General features: G+C 73.2%; 19 protein-coding genes. 4 read left to right on the top strand and 15 right to left on the bottom strand.

The window, feature by feature from the left end:
* Positions 1-11 precede the first annotated feature (11 nt).
* The 3 genes from SLP03_RS04585 to SLP03_RS04575 all read right to left on the bottom strand — a co-directional run bounded on the left by SLP03_RS04585 (position 12) and on the right by SLP03_RS04575 (position 2,586).
* Positions 12-824, bottom strand: coding sequence for an HAD family hydrolase (locus tag SLP03_RS04585; RefSeq protein WP_319459238.1), 813 nt, complete (start codon positions 822-824; stop codon positions 12-14).
* The gene (locus tag SLP03_RS04580) at positions 824-1,645 is read right to left on the bottom strand and encodes an HAD family hydrolase (RefSeq protein ID WP_319459237.1); all 822 of its coding nucleotides are present in this window, start codon (positions 1,643-1,645) and stop codon (positions 824-826) included. Before SLP03_RS04580 ends, SLP03_RS04585 begins: the two co-directional genes overlap by 1 nt.
* 170 nt (positions 1,646-1,815) lie before the next feature.
* On the bottom strand, positions 1,816-2,586 hold the full coding sequence (locus SLP03_RS04575; protein ID WP_319459236.1) for a hypothetical protein: 771 nt from the start codon (positions 2,584-2,586) through the stop codon (positions 1,816-1,818).
* 148 nt (positions 2,587-2,734) lie between these two features.
* Here SLP03_RS04575 and SLP03_RS04570 point away from each other — a divergent pair, with 148 nt between their 5' ends.
* The 3 genes from SLP03_RS04570 to SLP03_RS04560 all read left to right on the top strand — a co-directional run bounded on the left by SLP03_RS04570 (position 2,735) and on the right by SLP03_RS04560 (position 4,378).
* The gene (locus SLP03_RS04570; RefSeq protein ID WP_089011965.1) at positions 2,735-3,166 is read left to right on the top strand and encodes an OsmC family protein; all 432 of its coding nucleotides are present in this window, start codon (positions 2,735-2,737) and stop codon (positions 3,164-3,166) included.
* A 36-nt stretch (positions 3,167-3,202) separates the two neighbouring features.
* The gene (locus SLP03_RS04565) at positions 3,203-3,562 is read left to right on the top strand and encodes a metallopeptidase family protein (RefSeq protein WP_319459235.1); all 360 of its coding nucleotides are present in this window, start codon (positions 3,203-3,205) and stop codon (positions 3,560-3,562) included.
* 93 nt (positions 3,563-3,655) lie between these two features.
* Positions 3,656-4,378 (top strand): AIM24 family protein, encoded by a 723-nt coding sequence (locus tag SLP03_RS04560; RefSeq protein ID WP_319459234.1) that lies wholly within the window; start codon positions 3,656-3,658, stop codon positions 4,376-4,378.
* A 43-nt stretch (positions 4,379-4,421) separates the two neighbouring features.
* On the opposite strand, the gene pheA is transcribed toward SLP03_RS04560, so the two are convergent.
* The 5 genes from pheA to SLP03_RS04535 all read right to left on the bottom strand — a co-directional run bounded on the left by pheA (position 4,422) and on the right by SLP03_RS04535 (position 7,897).
* Positions 4,422-5,378, bottom strand: a complete 957-nt coding sequence (pheA, locus tag SLP03_RS04555) for a prephenate dehydratase (RefSeq protein ID WP_319459233.1) — start codon at positions 5,376-5,378, stop codon at positions 4,422-4,424.
* Between the two features lie 10 nt (positions 5,379-5,388).
* Positions 5,389-5,883 (bottom strand): hypothetical protein, encoded by a 495-nt coding sequence (locus SLP03_RS04550; protein ID WP_319459279.1) that lies wholly within the window; start codon positions 5,881-5,883, stop codon positions 5,389-5,391.
* A 120-nt stretch (positions 5,884-6,003) separates the two neighbouring features.
* Complete coding sequence (locus SLP03_RS04545; RefSeq protein WP_319459232.1) at positions 6,004-6,393, bottom strand: ACT domain-containing protein; 390 nt, start codon at positions 6,391-6,393, stop codon at positions 6,004-6,006.
* A gap of 74 nt (positions 6,394-6,467) precedes the next feature.
* Positions 6,468-6,926, bottom strand: a complete 459-nt coding sequence (locus SLP03_RS04540) for a PAS domain-containing protein (RefSeq protein WP_319459231.1) — start codon at positions 6,924-6,926, stop codon at positions 6,468-6,470.
* Positions 6,927-7,159: 233 nt separating this feature from the next.
* Positions 7,160-7,897 (bottom strand): hypothetical protein, encoded by a 738-nt coding sequence (locus SLP03_RS04535; protein WP_319459230.1) that lies wholly within the window; start codon positions 7,895-7,897, stop codon positions 7,160-7,162.
* Between the two features lie 163 nt (positions 7,898-8,060).
* Between SLP03_RS04535 and SLP03_RS04530 the strand changes: the two genes are divergently transcribed.
* Positions 8,061-9,272 (top strand): arginine deiminase, encoded by a 1,212-nt coding sequence (locus SLP03_RS04530; protein ID WP_319459229.1) that lies wholly within the window; start codon positions 8,061-8,063, stop codon positions 9,270-9,272.
* Between the two features lie 72 nt (positions 9,273-9,344).
* Here SLP03_RS04530 and SLP03_RS04525 read toward each other — a convergent pair whose 3' ends face one another.
* The 7 genes from SLP03_RS04525 to SLP03_RS04495 form a co-directional block, all read right to left on the bottom strand.
* The gene (locus tag SLP03_RS04525) at positions 9,345-10,229 is read right to left on the bottom strand and encodes a DUF5926 family protein (RefSeq protein WP_319459228.1); all 885 of its coding nucleotides are present in this window, start codon (positions 10,227-10,229) and stop codon (positions 9,345-9,347) included.
* 61 nt (positions 10,230-10,290) lie between these two features.
* On the bottom strand, positions 10,291-10,707 hold the full coding sequence (locus tag SLP03_RS04520; protein ID WP_319459227.1) for an ATP-binding protein: 417 nt from the start codon (positions 10,705-10,707) through the stop codon (positions 10,291-10,293).
* A 67-nt stretch (positions 10,708-10,774) separates the two neighbouring features.
* Positions 10,775-12,229 (bottom strand): ATP-binding protein, encoded by a 1,455-nt coding sequence (locus tag SLP03_RS04515; protein WP_319459226.1) that lies wholly within the window; start codon positions 12,227-12,229, stop codon positions 10,775-10,777.
* 99 nt (positions 12,230-12,328) lie between these two features.
* Positions 12,329-13,120: a glycerophosphodiester phosphodiesterase gene (locus SLP03_RS04510; RefSeq protein WP_319459225.1), complete on the bottom strand. Its 792-nt coding sequence runs from the start codon at positions 13,118-13,120 to the stop codon at positions 12,329-12,331.
* Positions 13,121-13,132: 12 nt separating this feature from the next.
* On the bottom strand, positions 13,133-13,468 hold the full coding sequence (locus tag SLP03_RS04505; protein ID WP_319459224.1) for a rhodanese-like domain-containing protein: 336 nt from the start codon (positions 13,466-13,468) through the stop codon (positions 13,133-13,135).
* A 29-nt stretch (positions 13,469-13,497) separates the two neighbouring features.
* Positions 13,498-14,415 (bottom strand): LCP family protein, encoded by a 918-nt coding sequence (locus SLP03_RS04500; protein WP_319459223.1) that lies wholly within the window; start codon positions 14,413-14,415, stop codon positions 13,498-13,500.
* 222 nt (positions 14,416-14,637) lie between these two features.
* Positions 14,638-15,849, bottom strand: coding sequence for an LCP family protein (locus SLP03_RS04495; protein ID WP_319459222.1), 1,212 nt, complete (start codon positions 15,847-15,849; stop codon positions 14,638-14,640).
* Positions 15,850-15,999: the final 150 nt, after the last annotated feature.

Here is a 15,999-nt window from a genome sequence, read left to right as displayed (position 1 = left end):
GCCCAGGCCGCTCAGCCCACCCCGAAGACCTTCTCCAGGTACGCGGCCACACCGTCCGCCGAGTTCGCCGCCGTCACCTCGTCGGCGATCTCCAGGACGGCGGGGTGCGCGTTGGCGACCGCCACCGCCCGGCCGGCCCAGGTCAGCATCGGCAGGTCGTTCGGCATGTCGCCGAAGGCCAGCACGTCCCGCTCGTCGATGCCGAGCCGGGCGCAGTACCAGGCCAGCCCGGCCGCCTTGGTCACCCCGGCGGCGGAGATCTCCACCAGCCCGGTGTACGACGAGTGGGTGGCCTCGGCCAGCCCCGCCAGCGCCCCCGCCACCAGGTGGAGGAACGCGTCCGGGTCCTGCTCACCGGCCCGGGCCAGCAGCTTGACCGCCGGGGCGGAGAGCAGCTCCTCGGGGGACTCGACCGCCCGGATGGCGTCGTGGTCGGCGTCCCAGCGCAGCGGGTAGTGCGCCTCGTGCCGCATCTGCCGGCTGTCCACGATCTCCACCGCGAAGCTCACCTCGGGCACTTCGGCGCGCAGCCGCCGGGCCACCTCGGCCAGCAGCTCCGGGGCCAGCGGGTCGGCCCGCAGCACCTCGTCGTCGACCGGGTCGTAGACCACCGCGCCGTTGGCGCAGATCGCCGGGAGCGGCTCGGCGAGCTGGTCGTACACGAGCTGGAGCCAGCGGATGGGCCGGCCGGTGACCAACACGACCGGCGTGCCCTGCGCGGAGATCCGGGCCAGCACCGCCGCGGTGTGCGGGCTGAGCGTCCGGTCGTCCCGGAGCAGGGTGCCGTCGATGTCCGTCGCGACCAGCCGAGGTGCCTCTCCCATCACCGGGAGAGTAGTCGGTCCAGGTACACCGCGACGCCGTCGTCGTCGTTGCGCAGGGTCACCTCGTCGGCCGCGGCGCGGACCTCCGGGTGGGCGTTGGCGACCGCCACCCGTGCCCACCCCGCCCAGGCGAACATCGGCAGGTCGTTGGGCATGTCGCCGAAGACCAGCACCTCGGCCGGGTCCACCCCGAGGGTCTGCGCGACCACGCTGAGCCCGGTCGACTTGTCCACCCCGGGCGGGCAGATCTCGATGAAGCCGAGCCCGGCCTGGGTGAGTGTCGCGGTCTCCGGCGGGACGATCCGGCGGGCCGCGGCCAGCAGCTCGTCCACGTGGTGGTCGGCGGTCCGGGCGAACGCCTTGATCACATCGCAGGAGAGGCACTCCGCGCGGCTGCGCGCCTCGAACCGGTCCGGGTAGGGCCAGCTCGGGTGGTAGTCGCCCCAGAGCGGCGCGTCGTGCTCGTCGGAGGCCTCGACCATGACGGTGAGCGGGCCGACCGCCGCCTCCAGGTCGGCGAGGAGCCGGGCGAGTACCTCACCGGGGAGGCGTTCGTCGCGCAGCACCACCGGGCCCGTCGGGTCGCTCTGGTCGACCACTCGTCCGCCGCCGGCCATCACCAGGAAGTCTGCGGCGCGGATGTCGTTGCGGGTCAGCTCGGTCAGGCGCGGCCCGCGACCGGTCGCGCCGACCACCGGGATCCCGGCGGCCCGCACCCGGTCGAGCACCTCGTGGGTGTACACGGAGACGGTGTCGTCACTGCGGACAAGCGTCCCGTCGAGGTCGGTGGCGATCAGTTTGGGCAGTCCCGGGCGGGTCATCGTTCCTCCTTCGCCCGCCGCCGTCGTGCCAGCCGTCCTGGTCGTCGGTGCCTCGGCCCACGAACGGCGGGCAGCAACCGTACCTCGCGGAACAGGTCGCAACTATGGCTTCCCGGCGAATCGGGCACCAACCCGGGGTGGCCGTCCAGCGACGGTCCGTCGACTCCCGGTCAGACCGGTGGCTCGGGGCGGGCGAACGGCACAGTGGGCTGGACCGTCAGGTCGGCCGGCGCGGGCGGGAGGTCGTCCGTCCGCGCCCGCTCCCGGCGGCGACCCCGGCCGAGCGGCCCGGGCTCCGGCTCGGTTGCGGCCTCCGGCCCCGCCCCGGAGCCGGTGGCGGGCGTGGGCCCGGTTCGGCCGGACAGGTGCAGGGCCGCCGCGAGGAGGACGGTGGCCAGGAACGCGGTCACCAGGCCCCGGCCGTAGTCGACCCGGAACCCCGCGTCCGAGGAATAGAAGAGGGTCCGCTGGCCCGTGTCGTGGAGGGAGAACGCCGTCGCGGTCAGCACGGCGAGCACCGCCACCGCGAGGGCCAGGCCGGCGACCCGGGCGTTGGACCGGACCGGGGGGGTGCCGCGCAGGGCCAGCGCCACCGCGGCGGTCAGGCCCAGCAGGCCCACCAGGTAACCGACCCCGAAGCCGCCCACGTCGGCCACCCCGCCCGGAACCCGGATCGAGGTGTTCCCCTCCGGTCCGCCGTTCGGCACCGTCATCACCAGCCATTCGCCGATCAGCGAGGCGACCGCGGCCACCGCGCCGAGGCCGGCCAGCACCAGCGGCAGGCGGTGGTCCCGCGCCAGCCCGGCCAGCGAGCGTCCGACCCGACCGGACGGTACGGGTTCCCCGTCGCCCCACTCCACGACGGTCGTCCCGTCGGACCGGTTGTCCTGCCTGGGGATGGGGATGGGGATGGGGATGGGGATGGGGAGATCCTGGGACATCGGCCACCCTTCCGCGCGCGGGCCTGCGCCGAATCATGGCACAGCCGGCACGCGGCGCCGGGCACCACGAGTCGGGCGACCGGGTGGTCGCCGCCCCTCCTGTGCGCTGCTCGGTGCGGGGCAGCCCGCTTTCGGTTAGCGTCGTGACATGCCTATCCGTACCGCATCCGCACGTTGGCAGGGCAACCTCACCGAGGGTGCCGGGACCGTCCGCACCGGCAAGGGCGGGCTCACCGGGAACTACTCGTTCAAGTCGCGCTTCGAGGAGGGCGAGGGGACCAACCCCGAGGAGCTGATCGGCGCCGCGCACTCGGCCTGCTTCTCGATGGCCCTCTCCAAGCAGCTCGCTGACGCGGGCGCGACCGACACCTCGGTGGAGACCACCGCCAAGGTCCACTTCGACAAGACCGACGCGGGCATGACCGTGACCCGGATCGACCTGGAGACGGTCGGCCAGGTCGCGGGCATGGACGAGGCCCAGTTCACCAAGCTGGCCGAGGCAGCCAAGGAGAACTGCCCGATCTCGCGGCTGCTCTCCCCGGGCGCGCAGATCAGCCTCACCGCCCGCCTCGCCTCCTGACCTCGGCCCGGCACGCCGCCCGACCGGTCGGGCAGAATGGGCGGCGTGCCGGTCGAGATGAGCCGTGAGCGGTTCGAGGAGTTGGTCGGCGAGGCCCTCGACGAGGTGCCCGAGGAGCTGCTCGGGTTGATGAGCAACGTGGTGATCCTGGTCGAGGACGACCCGCCGCCGGGCGAGAACCTGCTCGGCCTCTACGAGGGGCACGCGCTGACCGCCCGGGGCTGGGACTACTCGGGCGTCCTCCCGGACCGCATCCTCATCTACCGGCGCCCGATCCTGCGGATCTGCGACACCGAGGAGGACGTCGTCGACGAGGTGGCGGTGACCGTGGTGCACGAGATCGCCCACCACTTCGGCATCGACGACGCCCGGCTGCACGCGCTCGGCTGGGGCTGACCGGGCCCGCCGCTCCGCCCCGCTCGGCCGATGCCGGCCGTTGCGCGGGTCCCCTAACCTGCGGGAGAGGCACCCCAAGCAGGAGGAAAACACATGCGCAGCGCGCTGTTCTCCGCGGAGAACCTTGAGAAGGAGTCCCAGCAGCCGGGCATGCGGCTGCAGAACTCCAAGATGCTGAAGATCGAGCTGAACGGCGAGGCGATGGCCCGGGTCGGGTCCATGGTCGCGTACCAGGGGCAGGTGCAGTTCCAGGCGCTCGGCTCGGGCGGCATCGGCAAGTTCATCAAGCAGCGCCTGACCGGCGAGGGCGTACCGCTGATGAAGCTCGCCGGCCGCGGCGACGTCTTCCTCGCCGAGCTCGCCAAGGACGTGCACCTCATCGACCTGGAGCCCGGCGACTCGCTGTCGATCAACGGGTCGAGCGTGCTCGCCTTCGACTCCACCCTCCAGTACGACATCAAGATGGTCAGCGGCATGGGGATGGCGTCCTCGTCCGGCCTGTTCAACTGCGTCTTCTCCGGCCACGGCCGGATCGCGATCACCACCAAGGGCACCCCGGTGGTGCTCAACGTCGACCAGCCCACCTACGTCGACCCGCAGGCGGCGGTCTGCTGGTCGGCCAGCCTGCAGACCGGATACCACCGGGCCGAGCAGCTCGGCCTGGGCGCGCTGCTCGGCCGCCGCACCGGTGAGGCGTTCACGATGAGCTTCGCCGGTCAGGGCTTCGTCGTGGTGCAGCCCTCCGAGGAGCCGCCGGTGCAGGGCAGCGGCGCCCAACAGCAGCAGGGCGGCCTGCTCGGCGGCCTGCTGCAGTGACCGCCCGGTCCGCGGGACGCCCCGTCCGGGCGTCCCGCGACCGTCAGCTCAGCTCGCCGGCGCGCAGCCGGGCCAGCCAGGCCGCCGCGTCGGTGTAGTCGGCGTCGGAGAGGCCGGCCGGTGCGGGGACCGGCCGTTCGGCCGCCGCCGGGCTCCAGCGGTGCCGGGGGTACGACCCGAGGAAGCGCACGTCGGCGCAGACCCGGCGCAGCCCCTGCAACGCTTCCCCCAGCCGGACGTCGGCGACGTGGCCGGTGCAGTCGAGGAAGAAGACGTACCGGCCGAGGGCCTCGCCGGTCGGACGGGACTCGATCCGGGTCAGGTTCACCCCGCGGACGGCCAGCTCCATCAGCACGGACAGCAGGGCGCCCACCCGGTCGTGGGCGATGTAGCCGGCCAGCGAGGTGACGTCGTCCCCGGTCGGCGGCGGGGGCGGGCCGGGGCGGGAGACCAGCGCGAACCGGGTCACCGCGTCGGGGTGGTCGGCGATCTTGTCGGCGAGCAGGGCCAGCCGGTGCCGCGCCGCGCCGATCGGGGCGCAGATCGCCGCGTCGTACTCTCCGGTGGCGACGCCGGCCGCGGCGGCCCCGTTGGAGAGCACGTCGACGACCGTCGCGTCGGGCAGGTGGTCGCGGAGCCAGCCCCGGCACTGGGTGGACGCCTGCGGGTGGGCCGCCACGCTCCGCACCTCGCCGAGGCCCGGCCCCGGCCTGGCGGCCAGCACGAACTCCACCGGCAGGATCACCTCCCGGGTGATCACCAGCGGCTCGCCCTCGGCCATCTCGTCGAGGGTCACCCCGACCGCGCCGCCGATCGAGTTCTCCAGCGGCACCAGGGCGGCGTCGGCGTCCCCGGCCCGTACGCTGTCCAGCGCCTCGCCGACGCTACGGGCCGGCGTACGGCTGCCCCGCTCGGCGGCGGGCACGGTACGCAGCGCCTGCTCGGCGAAGGTGCCCTCGGGCCCCAGGTAGACGAAGCGGGTCGGCGGTGTTCCGGGCATGCCGACCAGCCTACGCACCCGGAGTGCCGTCGCAGGCCAACGTCCGGATGCCGGGCGGTCCGGCGGCGCGTACCTCCACCCCGCAGACGTCCGTCCCGGCGGTGACCAGCTTCAGCGCCCCCGGCCGGCCCCGGGTGACCACCTGCAACTCCTCGTGCCCGGTCACGTCGAGCACGGTGTACTGCCAGTCCTCGGCGCAGAGCGGTCCGGTCCGGACCGTGACCCGGACGTCCCGGGGAAGGACTCCGGCCGAACCGCGCAGCAGCGAGACCACCCGGTCGCCGGACGGGCCGGCCGGGCAGGGACCGGCGACCAGGCCTGCGGCGGTGGTGGGGGTGGCGGTCGGCGCCGTCGGGGTGGTGGGTGCGGCGGTCGGCGCGGGCGGGCTGGGGGTGCCGGTCGCGGTCGGGGCGGTGGCCGTCTGCTGGGCCGGTCGTCGCAGCTCGGGCGGGGTGCCGCAGGCGGTGAGGGGCAGCAGGGCGAGCAGCGCGACCGGTACGGTCAGCCGCCGGCGGGTGATGGGGCGGGGTGCGGTGGGTGGCACGGTCCGATCCTCGGCATCGGCGGACGTCGTTGCGGCCGGGTGGCCGAGCCCATCCTAGGGGATCGAACGGCGGGGTGAAGATCACATGTGGACGCGGTGCCCGGCCCGCTCCAGCGCCGCCGTCGCCTCGGCCAGCCGCACGGCGGGGACCAGCACGTGGTCGGTGTCGTACGTGGAGAACGCCACCACGTTCACCCGGGCCCGGGACAGCGGTTCGACCAGCGCGGCGAGGGTGCCGGTGACGGCCAGGTCGAGCGGGCCGACGATCCGTAGGCACCGCCAGTCCGTCTCCACGACCGCCTGCTCCGACGCCCGACGGGAGGGGCAGATCAGGGAGATCCCGTCGATGCTCCAGCTCACCGTCACCACGTCATGCTCGCCCAGTTCGCCCCACAGGGTCGGGGGGAGACTGGAGCCGGCCGGCAGTCGGCACACCGCGTACTCGCCCGGCAACAGAGCGACATCGATCATGAGGGCACGATACGGCCTCGGAGAGGTCGGTCCCAGCACCGTCGCGTGCGGCGAGCGCCACACGTCGTCGGAGGTCAGACCACGGAGAAGAAGGTGAGCGAGCCGGCGACCGAGTCGTCGGCGAGGACCGGCGTCGAGATCGCGTCGACGGTGGTGCCCGGCGCGTCGGTCCCGGGCTCCTGGACCCGGAGCAGTCCGCGGGCGAGCCGGCCGGAGTGCAGGGCGAGCAGCGGCGGGATCTTGTCCGTCTCCTGCTCGGTCAGCTCGCTGCTGTTCGCGGTGAAGTCGACCAGGCGGAGGCCGCCGTCCAGCAGCGGCCGCCCGATCACGTCCTCCGGCGCGCCCAGGCAGAGCAGCTCGCACCCGGATGAGGAGATGGCCACCACCGTGGTGTCGGCGTCGATCAACAGGCAGGGCTCGGCGGCGTGGGAGACGGTGCTCGACCACTGCTCGAAGTTGTCGGACTCCTGCTCTGTCGGTGTCCCCGCAGCCGGCGCGAACACTTCCGAGAGCGAGAGATCGACGTGGGCCACCGCGCCTCCTATGTACACCGACGGTCTGTCCACGCTAGCCGGTCGCCGCGACGACCGCCCGACCGCGCTGGGCGCACCGGCACGCGGGTGCTCCTCGATTGCCCGGGGGCACCGGTGGTGCCGTGGGGCAGGTGTCGGTGTGACGGGTGCCCGGTGACCGGGCGGCCGGCGACGGCGCGGACCGACTGAGCTGCCGAGGCCGATCCCCGGACCGCGTGACGTCGCCGGTGACGTTACCGGCGGGCGGCCCGCTTGTCAGCGGCCGTTCGGCCCTCGTCGTACCACCGGTAGTCGGCCGCTGGACGGTACGTGCCGTTGAGCCAGGTGTTCGGGTCCTGGGCGACCCGGGACAGCTTCTCGGCGGTGGCGGGGCTGATCCGGTTGCCCCCGGCGATCAGGAGACGGTCCAGCTCCCGGTGGGTCGCCATCAGGCAGTCCTTCGGCAGGCCGTACACGCTGATCACGCCGGAGCCGACGAAGGTCAGCACCGGGGTCACCGGGATCGGCAGGCCGACCGCTTCGGAGAGCGCCTTGCTCGCCCGCTTCGCGTCCCGGCGCGCCTCGGCCACATAGGGCGGACGCTTGCCGTTGATCTGCACGACGTCGCCGGCGACCAGCACCCGGGTGCGGCCGTGGTCGGCGATGGTGACCGCGAAGAGGCCGCTCGGGCCGATGGCCAGGAAGCCGGCCCGGTCGTCCCGGTCGCGGTCGAGCAGGACGTCCGCGACGTCCGTACGCGGCCACTCGATGACGTGCCAGGCGGGACCGAGGTGGTCGAGCTGGCCCAGGGCGCGGGCGCCGGCCGCCTCCAGCCGGCGGGCACCCCGCTCGGCCCGACGTCGGCGGGCCCACTCCAGCGGAGTCGGTCGGGCTGGCTCGAGCACCGAGGTGGGCTCGATCCTGGGGTGTGGCACCCCGACGGGCGGCAGTGCCCGGGTGGGTACGGCTCGACGAGCGGGAAAGACAGTCATCGCGACCTCCGGCAAAAGGTCCCTCGAAGTTATGTCTCCACTACCCTACGTTGTGGGACCCGGTGTTCGGCAAGTTCGAGCGCCGGAATGAGTGTGGATGAATGCCATATTCATTCACACTTCTTTTCCGGCTGGTGCGGAACCCCTGCCCTACGCTGCGAGGGTGACCCACTACGTGGACAGCGAGGTCGCCCGACTCGGCACCGTGTTGCTGCACCGTCCCGGGCCGGAACTCGCCCGGCTCACCCCCCGCAACAACGACTCGTTGCTCTTCGACGCCATCCCGTGGGTGGGACGGGCGCAGGAGGAGCACGACGCCTTCGCCGCCGCGCTGCGCGGCCGCGGGGTCGAGGTGCTCTACCTGGCCACCCTGCTGGCCGAGACGCTCGCCGTCGCCGACGCCCGGGCCGAACTCACCGAACTGGTGCTCCGATCGCCACGGCTCGGCGACACCCTCCGCCGCCGGGTCGCCGACCATCTCGCCTACCTCGACCCGGCCGCCCTCGCCGACGTGTTCACCGCCGGGCTCGCCCACGAGGAGCTGCGGCTCGGCCCGGACCGCCCCGGCGGCCTGGTCTGGGCGCTGATGGACCGGCACGACTTCGTCATCGACCCGCTGCCCAACCTGCTCTTCACCCGGGACTCCTCGGTGTGGATCGGCGACCGGGTCGGAGTGACCAGCCTGGCCATGCCCGCGCGGCGGCGGGAGACCACGCTGACCGACGCCATCTACCGGTTCCACCCGCGCTTCGCCGGCACCGAATTCGTCTACCACCCGGAGCTGGAGCACCTGGAGGGCGGCGACGTCCTGCTGCTGGCGCCCGGCGTGCTCGCCGTCGGGGTGGGCGAGCGGACCACCCCGGCCGGCGCCGAACGGCTCGCCCGGCAGGTCTTCGCCGCCGGCCTGGCGCACACCATCCTGGTGGTGCCGATCGCGCAGGAACGGGCCACCATGCACCTGGACACCGTCTGCACGATGGTCGACGTGGACGCCGTGTTGATGTATCCGAACATCGCCAGCACCCTGTCGGCGTACACGGTCATCGCCGGTGCGGACGGCGGCGAGCCACGGGTGGACGGGCCCGCGCCGTTCCTGCGCGCCGCCGCCGACGCGATGGACCTCGACCAGCTACGGGTGATCGACACCGGCCTGGATCCGGTGACCGCCGAACGGGAGCAGTGGGACGACGGCAACAACACGCTCGCCCTCGCGCCCCGGCTCTGCGTCGGCTACGAGCGCAACGTGGAGACCAACGCCCAGTTGGAGCGGGCCGGGATCGAGGTGATCGCGATCGCCGGCTCCGAGCTGGGTTCCGGCCGGGGCGGTCCGCGCTGCATGTCCTGCCCGCTGGTCCGCGAGCCGCTGCGCCGCTGACGGCGGCGGGCCGCCGACCGGCACGGGCCCGCCCGACGCGAGGCGTCCAGCGGGCCCGTCAGGACGATCGAATCAGCGGAGGGTGAGCTGCCGGCCGACCAGGCCGTGCCGGGCCCGCCTGCCCGCCGCGTCCAGCGGCTCGGGAGCCTTCAGCGCCTCGGCGTACCGGTCGGCGAACGCGGCGACCGGCGCCTCCCACTCCTCCGCCGGGGTCTCCTCGGGCAGGTCCCACACCGGCGCCAGCCGGCCGTGCGCCCGGAACATGCCGGCGAAGCGGGTGTTCTCCCCGAGGGGCAGCGTGCCGGCCACGCTCAGCCGGGACAGCGCGTCCAGCGCGGCGTCCTCGTCGTCCGGCAGCACCCAGCGCACGTGGGCCCTCTCCGGCACCTGGCACCAGTACGCGGCCCGGGCGGCAGCCAGCCGGACGGTCGGGTAGACCGCCGCGTTGGCCCGTTCCAGGGACGCCTGCACGGTGGGGTCGTCGGCCGCGCCCGGGTCGAGCCAGAACTCGAAGCCGTCGTGCATGGTGATCTCCAGCGGACCGTCCACCAGGATGTCCTGCAGGCGGGGGCCCGGACCGGGCAGCGGCGGCACGGTGACCTCACCGCCCGGCTCGGTACGCAGCGCGCAGAGCAGCGCCTCGGCCAGGTCCCGGGAGACGTCGCCGGACTGCTGGTGCCGCTGTAGGCCGACGAAGACCCGCCCGTCCGGCTTGGTCATCGCCGGGGCGGCCATCGGCAGCACGGTGGCCAGGGTGACCGGGCGGTCGCCGTACTCCTCGACCAGCTCGGGGGTCAGCCGCAGCGGCGCGGAGGCGGCCGGGACCAGCTCGCGCAGCGCGATCCACTCCGGTTCGTCCGCCAGCCCCTCGAACGGGCGGGGCACGAAGATGTCGCGCACCTTCTCCCGCTTGGGGGTGGCTTCGGCGGCCCGCTGGCTCTTTCGACGCTTGCTCACGGCGAGACAGCCTAGATGCCGGGCCGGTGCGCGGTGGGGACGACCCGCCCCCAGGGCCCGCTCAGCGGGCCACGACCAGGTCCGGCCGGGGCGATCCGACCGGGTCGAACTCGGCCCAGACGCTCTGGCCGAGGCCGTCCCGCTCGACGCCCCAGCGGCTGGCCAGACCGGAGACGATGTGCAGCCCGCGCCCGTCGACGGCGTCCGGGCTGGCCACCCGCATCCGCGGGCCCGAGCCGGAGCCGCCGTCGGTGACCCGGAGCTGGACGCGTCTGCCTCCGGGCGTCGACCGCAGCAGCCAGGCCACCCGGACCACCCCGCCGGGCAGCGGGTCGGCGTGCCGGACGGCGTTGCCGACCAGCTCGGCGAGGACCGCTACCAGGTCCGCCAGCAGAGCCGGCGATACGACGTCGGACAGCTCGCCGGCGAGCCGGTGCCGGGCCAGGCGCGCGCCGGTCGCGTGATGGGGCACCACCACGCACCACGATCGTTCGGCCGAACCAGTCGACACCGTCGTCCCTTCCCGCCCCCCGCCGGCGCCGGGATCAACCCCGTGGCAGCCGCACCTCTGCGACGGTACCGCCGCCGACCCTCGGTCGGAGGGATACCCATCCATTCTGCTGTTCAACGATCTGCCGGACGAGATAGAGACCGAGCCCGGCCCCCGGATAGCGGCGCCGGTCACCGGACTCGCCCTGCCAGAACCGGTCGAACGCCCGCTCCACGTGCTCGGGCCGGATGCCGATGCCCCGGTCGGCGACCCGAAGGAAGACCGTCCCGTCGTTGGCCGTCGCGCACACCTCGATCGGGGTGTCGGGCAGCGAGTACTTCCCGGCGTTTGTGCTCAGCTCGGTCAGCACGGTGGCCAGGCTGCGCCGGTCACCGAGCGCCTTGGGCAGGTCGTCGGGCAGGTCCAGGACGATCCGGTGCCGGACGTCGGCCGGTAGGTCGGGTACCGCGGCGCGGAGCGCGTCGGCGAGGTCGAAGGGGGTGGCCGCCTCGCCGCCGGACCCGCTGTCGGTGGCCGCGGAGAGCAGCCGGTCGACGAGCCGGGCCAGCTCGTTGGCGCGCTGGCCGATGATCCGGGCGGCCTGTCGCCGGTCGTCGTCGGCGAGCGACTCCCAGTGGTCGGTGAGGGTGTCCGCGTACCCCTTGATCACGGTGACGGGAGTGCGCAGCTCGTGGCTGGTCACCGCGACGAAGAGGTCCCGGTCGTGGTCGCGCCGCTGCTGGTCGGTGATGTCCCGGAAGGTGACCACCCGTAGCGTGCCCGGGCCGGGCAGCTCCCCTGAGGTGATCCGCAGCCAGCGGCCGTCGGGCGACCGGTGGTCGAGCACCTGCCCCGGTGGGGGCAGCGGGAAGGGCAGCGGACGGCTCAGCGCCTCCTCGGCCGGGCGGCCGGTGACCTGGGCGGCGGCCGGGTTCCAGAGCCGGACGTGGTGGTCCCGGTCGACCACCGCCAGCCCGTCGGCGAGGGCCGCCACCACCGGGCCGTCGCCGTGCACCGGCAGGCCGGTCTGGTCGCCGTACATGTGGGCGATGCAGGAGGCGATGTAGCCGAGCACGGCGTGCTGGGAGCTGTCCTCCGGGTCGCCGTCCGGGTAGAGGGCGTGCAGGCTGCCCACGGTCAGGCCGCCGATCTCGGCGCGCGCCACGATCATGCGGAGCAGGCCCTGGGCCGCCAGTACGTCGGCGAGCGCGCCGGGAATCCGGTCCACCAGCACCTGGCGTACCGGGGGGCCGGAGAGGAGGCAGACGGTGGCCGGGTGGGCGGCCGGCAGCGGCCGGCCGATGGCCCACTCGGCGGCGCCGGTCGCCGCGATCACCCGGCCGCCGGCCGGGGCGAACTCCACGAACGCGAGGCTGGCCGCACCGATCGCCGGCTGGACCACCCGGAGCAGCCGGGTGAGGACGGGCAGCCCGGAGTCCCCGGAGTTGATCATCCTGATCACGGTGGTGTGGCCGGCGATGAGGGCGGGGTAGTCGGTTCGCTCCGGCATGTCCCGAGTGTGCCCCGGCCGACGGTCCAGGGACACCCCCGGGCGGCCGACCGCCACCGGCCGCCGGGCGGACCGGCCGTGCCCGTGGGGCGGTGGACCTCAGCGGCCGAGCCGGCCCAGCGCCCGGGCCGGGCGGTCGGTGATCACCCCGTCCACCCCGGCGTCGAGGACCAGCTCCAGGTCGTCGGGCTCGTTGACCGTCCAGACGTACACCTGGTTGCCGCCCGCGCGCAGCGTGGGGACGAGCTGCGGCCGGGCCCGGACCAGCCCGATCCCCGGCCCGGCGATCCGGGTGCCGAAGGGCAGCCGGCCCAGCCGCAGCCAGCGCGGCAGCACCTCCAGCAGCAGCACCGTCGGCAGGTCGGGGGCGAGCTCGCGAATCCGGCGGACAGCCAGCGGGGAGAAGGACATCACGGTGACCCGCACCGGGTCGTCCGGTCCCGGCTCGGCGAGGCCGTACCGGCGCAGCAGGGTGACGAGCCGGCGTTCCACGTCCCGGCCGTACCGGGAGGGGTGCTTCGTCTCCACCAGCAGCCGGACCGGCCGGCCGGCGGCCAGTACGGCGTCGAGCAGCCGTTCCAGGGTGAGCAGCCGGGTGTGCGACTCGTCGAGCCGCTCGTCCCCGTCGGCCGGCACCCCACCCGGATGCCAGGAGCCGAAGTCGAGCGTTTCCAGCTCGTCGAGCGTACGCGCGCTCACCAGCCCGTGGCCGTTGCTGGTCCGGTCCAGCCGACGGTCGTGCACGCAGACCAGGTGCCCGTCCCGGGTCAGCCGGACGTCGCACTCCAGGCCGTCTGCGCCCTCGTCGAGGGCGCGCAGGTAGGCGGCGAGGGTGTGCTCGGGCAGGTCGTACGAGGAGCCGCGGTGCGCGAAGACCAGGGGGTCGCCCATGCCGGTCGGTCCCTAGACGACCCGGCCCGGCTGCCCGTCGTCGGTGACCACCGGCCGGCCGGCGGCGGCCCAGTCACCCATCCCGCCCGCGACGTTGCGCACCTCGTCCCAGCCGTTGCGCATCAGGTAGGCGACGACCTGGGCGGACCGCCCGCCGGAGCGGCAGATCACCGCTACCTCCCGGTCGTTCGGCACCTCGGCCAGCCGGGCGGGTAGCTCCATCATCGGCAGGTGGTGGGCGTCCGGCGCGTGGCCGGCGGTCCACTCGTCGTCCTCCCGGACGTCGAGCAGGTAGATGTCGTCGGGCACTGCCGACGCGGGCACGCTGGGAACCTGGGGTCCGAACACGGCTACCAAGCCTAGTCGGACCGGTCCGGTCACAACCGGTTGACCCAGCGCGGATTGGCCCCGGCCCATTCGGGCAGCCGGGTGCCGCGGACCGCGTCGAAGAGCCCGCTGCCGCCGTTGTCGAGCACCACGTAGGAGACCTCGTCGATGGTCTGCGGATACGAGGGGACCTGCACCCCGTGCAGCGCGTCCGCGGGCAGTGACCGGAACGCGAGCAGCAGATCATCCAGCGGTACGGCGTTGGTGTCCACGGTCAGCGAGCCGCCCACCGCCCGGAGCACCTGGTCGAGCCGCACCGGGTCGTTGCGCAGGTGCGTCTCGCCGGCCTTGTCCAGCACGGCGCGGAGCATCTGCTGCTGGTGCCGCTGCCGGTCGTAGTCGCCGCCGGGCAGGTCGTAGCGCTGCCGGACGTAGTCCAGCGTCCGGGCGCCGTCCATCTGCTGGCAGCCGGGGGTGAAGAGGGTCTTCGTGTGGATCGAGCGGACCTCGGTGTCCACGCACATCCGGATGCCACCGAGCAGGTCGATGACCTCCTTGAAGCCGGAGAAGTCGATCAGCGCGGCCCCGTCGAAACGGATCCCGGTGACCTTGGTCAGGGTGGCGGAGAGCAGGCGGGCGCCGGCCTGACCGCCGCCGCCGTGCTCGTACGCCGCATTGATCTTGTCCTGGCCGCCGCCGTAGCCCGGCGCGGGTGGAATGGTGACCAGCAGGTCCCGGGGGATCGAGATCAGGTACGCCTGCCGCATCCCGGCCGGCACATGCACGATGAGGATGCTGTCCGAGCGCTGGTCCTCGGGGTTGGCGCCGGGGCGGTGGTCGGAGCCGACCAGGAGGTAGTTGAGCGCCCCGGAGAGGTCGGTCCGCGGCTGGCGGGCGTCGGGGGAGAGCAGTTGCTCCTTGGTCACGAAGTGGTCGTACCGGTTGGTCAGCCAGTGCAGCCCGGTCACGGCGAGCGCGGCGAGCAGGACCAGGGCGAGGCCGCCGCCGAGCAGGAACCGGGGGAGGCGGGCGGCTCGTCCGGCCCGCCCGCGTCTGGTCCGTGCTGGCCTGGACGTGACACCCCTCCCGCAGCCGATACGTGAGATCCGCTCACGTCAGGCTACGGGCGAAAGACTCCGGCGGTGGCCGCTTTCGCGACCACCGCCGGGTACCAGGTCAATGACGCCGAATCACTTACGGGTGGAGAGGACGTTGGGGTTGGCCACCACGAACTCGGCGAGCTTGTCGTCCTTGACCGCCTGGAACATGTCCATGCTCAGCTGGTTGAGGGACTCCCGCGAGTGGTCCGCGTTGGGGCTGTAGGTGCCGCCGTTGGTGCGCAGCGTGGTCAGGTCGTTGCCGGTGACGCCCTTCATCGTGTAGATGAAGTCGTCGATCGGCACGTTGCCGGTGTCCAGGACCAACGCCTTGCCGGCCGCATTGATCAGGTGGTTCAGCTTGATCGGGTTGGTCAGCGTGCCGTTCTGGGTGGCCTTCTTGGCCATCGCCTTGATCAGCTGCTGCTGGTTCTGCTGGCGGTCGTAGTCGCTGTTCGGCAGGCCGTAGCGCTGGCGGGCGTAGTCGAGCGCCTCCCAGCCCGCCATCTCCTTGCAGCCCTTCTTGTGCACCACCGGGGTCATCGGCTTGCCGGTCTTCTTGGCTTCGGCGTTCCACATCGGCTTGCCGTCGACCATCATCATGTGGTGCGACGGCACCTCGTGGCTGACGCAGATCCGGACCGTGCCGAGGGCGTCGATGACGTTCTTGAAGCCGCCGAAGTTGATGATCGCCGCGCCGTCGAAGCTGATCCCGGTCATCTTCTTGATGGTCTTCGCCATCAGCTGGGCGCCGCCCTCCCAGCCGCCGCCGTTGCGGGCGCCCGCCTGGAAGGCCGCGTTGATCTTGTCTGTGCCGCCCTTGAAGCGGCTCTTCTCGAACGGCGGGATCTGCGCCTCGGTGTCCCGGGGGATCGAGATCAGGTACGCCTGGTCGTGGCTGGCCGGGATGTGCAGGATGATGATGGTGTCCGAGCGGACGTCGTCGGCGGCCCAGGTCGCCCGGGCGTCGACGCCGAGCAGCAGCATGTCGATCGGGCCGTCCAGGCTGTTGCCGCCCTCGGCGTCGGTCTTACCCGCGTCGCCCAGCAGGTTGCGCTGCGCGATGTTGCCGGTGGCCTGACCGATCACGGCCTTGCTGCCGACGATGGCGAGGCCGCTGGTCATCATCAGCACCGCGCCGAAGATCACCGTCAGTCGGGCCCAGAGCGGGTCCTTGCGACGGCCGCGCTTCCTGGACCCGCCGTTGCCGCGGCCGGGGCCGGGCTGCGTCGGGATGATGGGCGGCACCCGGGCGGGTGCTCCGGGATCCAGTGACTGAGGGCGACGGCTGGTCTGAACCGGCATGCGTGCTCCAGCTCGATGATCGGGGGGCTCGACCACTGTACGTACCAGGTTCCGTTCTTGCGACCTTCTCGCGGAACTAATCCCGCCAATCCCGGCACTCGTCACGGCCTATTGCCCGAACGGCTAATTGAAAACAACCGGTCGGCGGTT

Source organism: Micromonospora sp. RTP1Z1 (genome assembly GCF_033804685.1).
Lineage (GTDB): Bacteria > Actinomycetota > Actinomycetes > Mycobacteriales > Micromonosporaceae > Micromonospora.
Note: the sequence above shows the minus strand (reverse complement) of the source record. Positions and strands in the feature narration are given on the sequence as shown.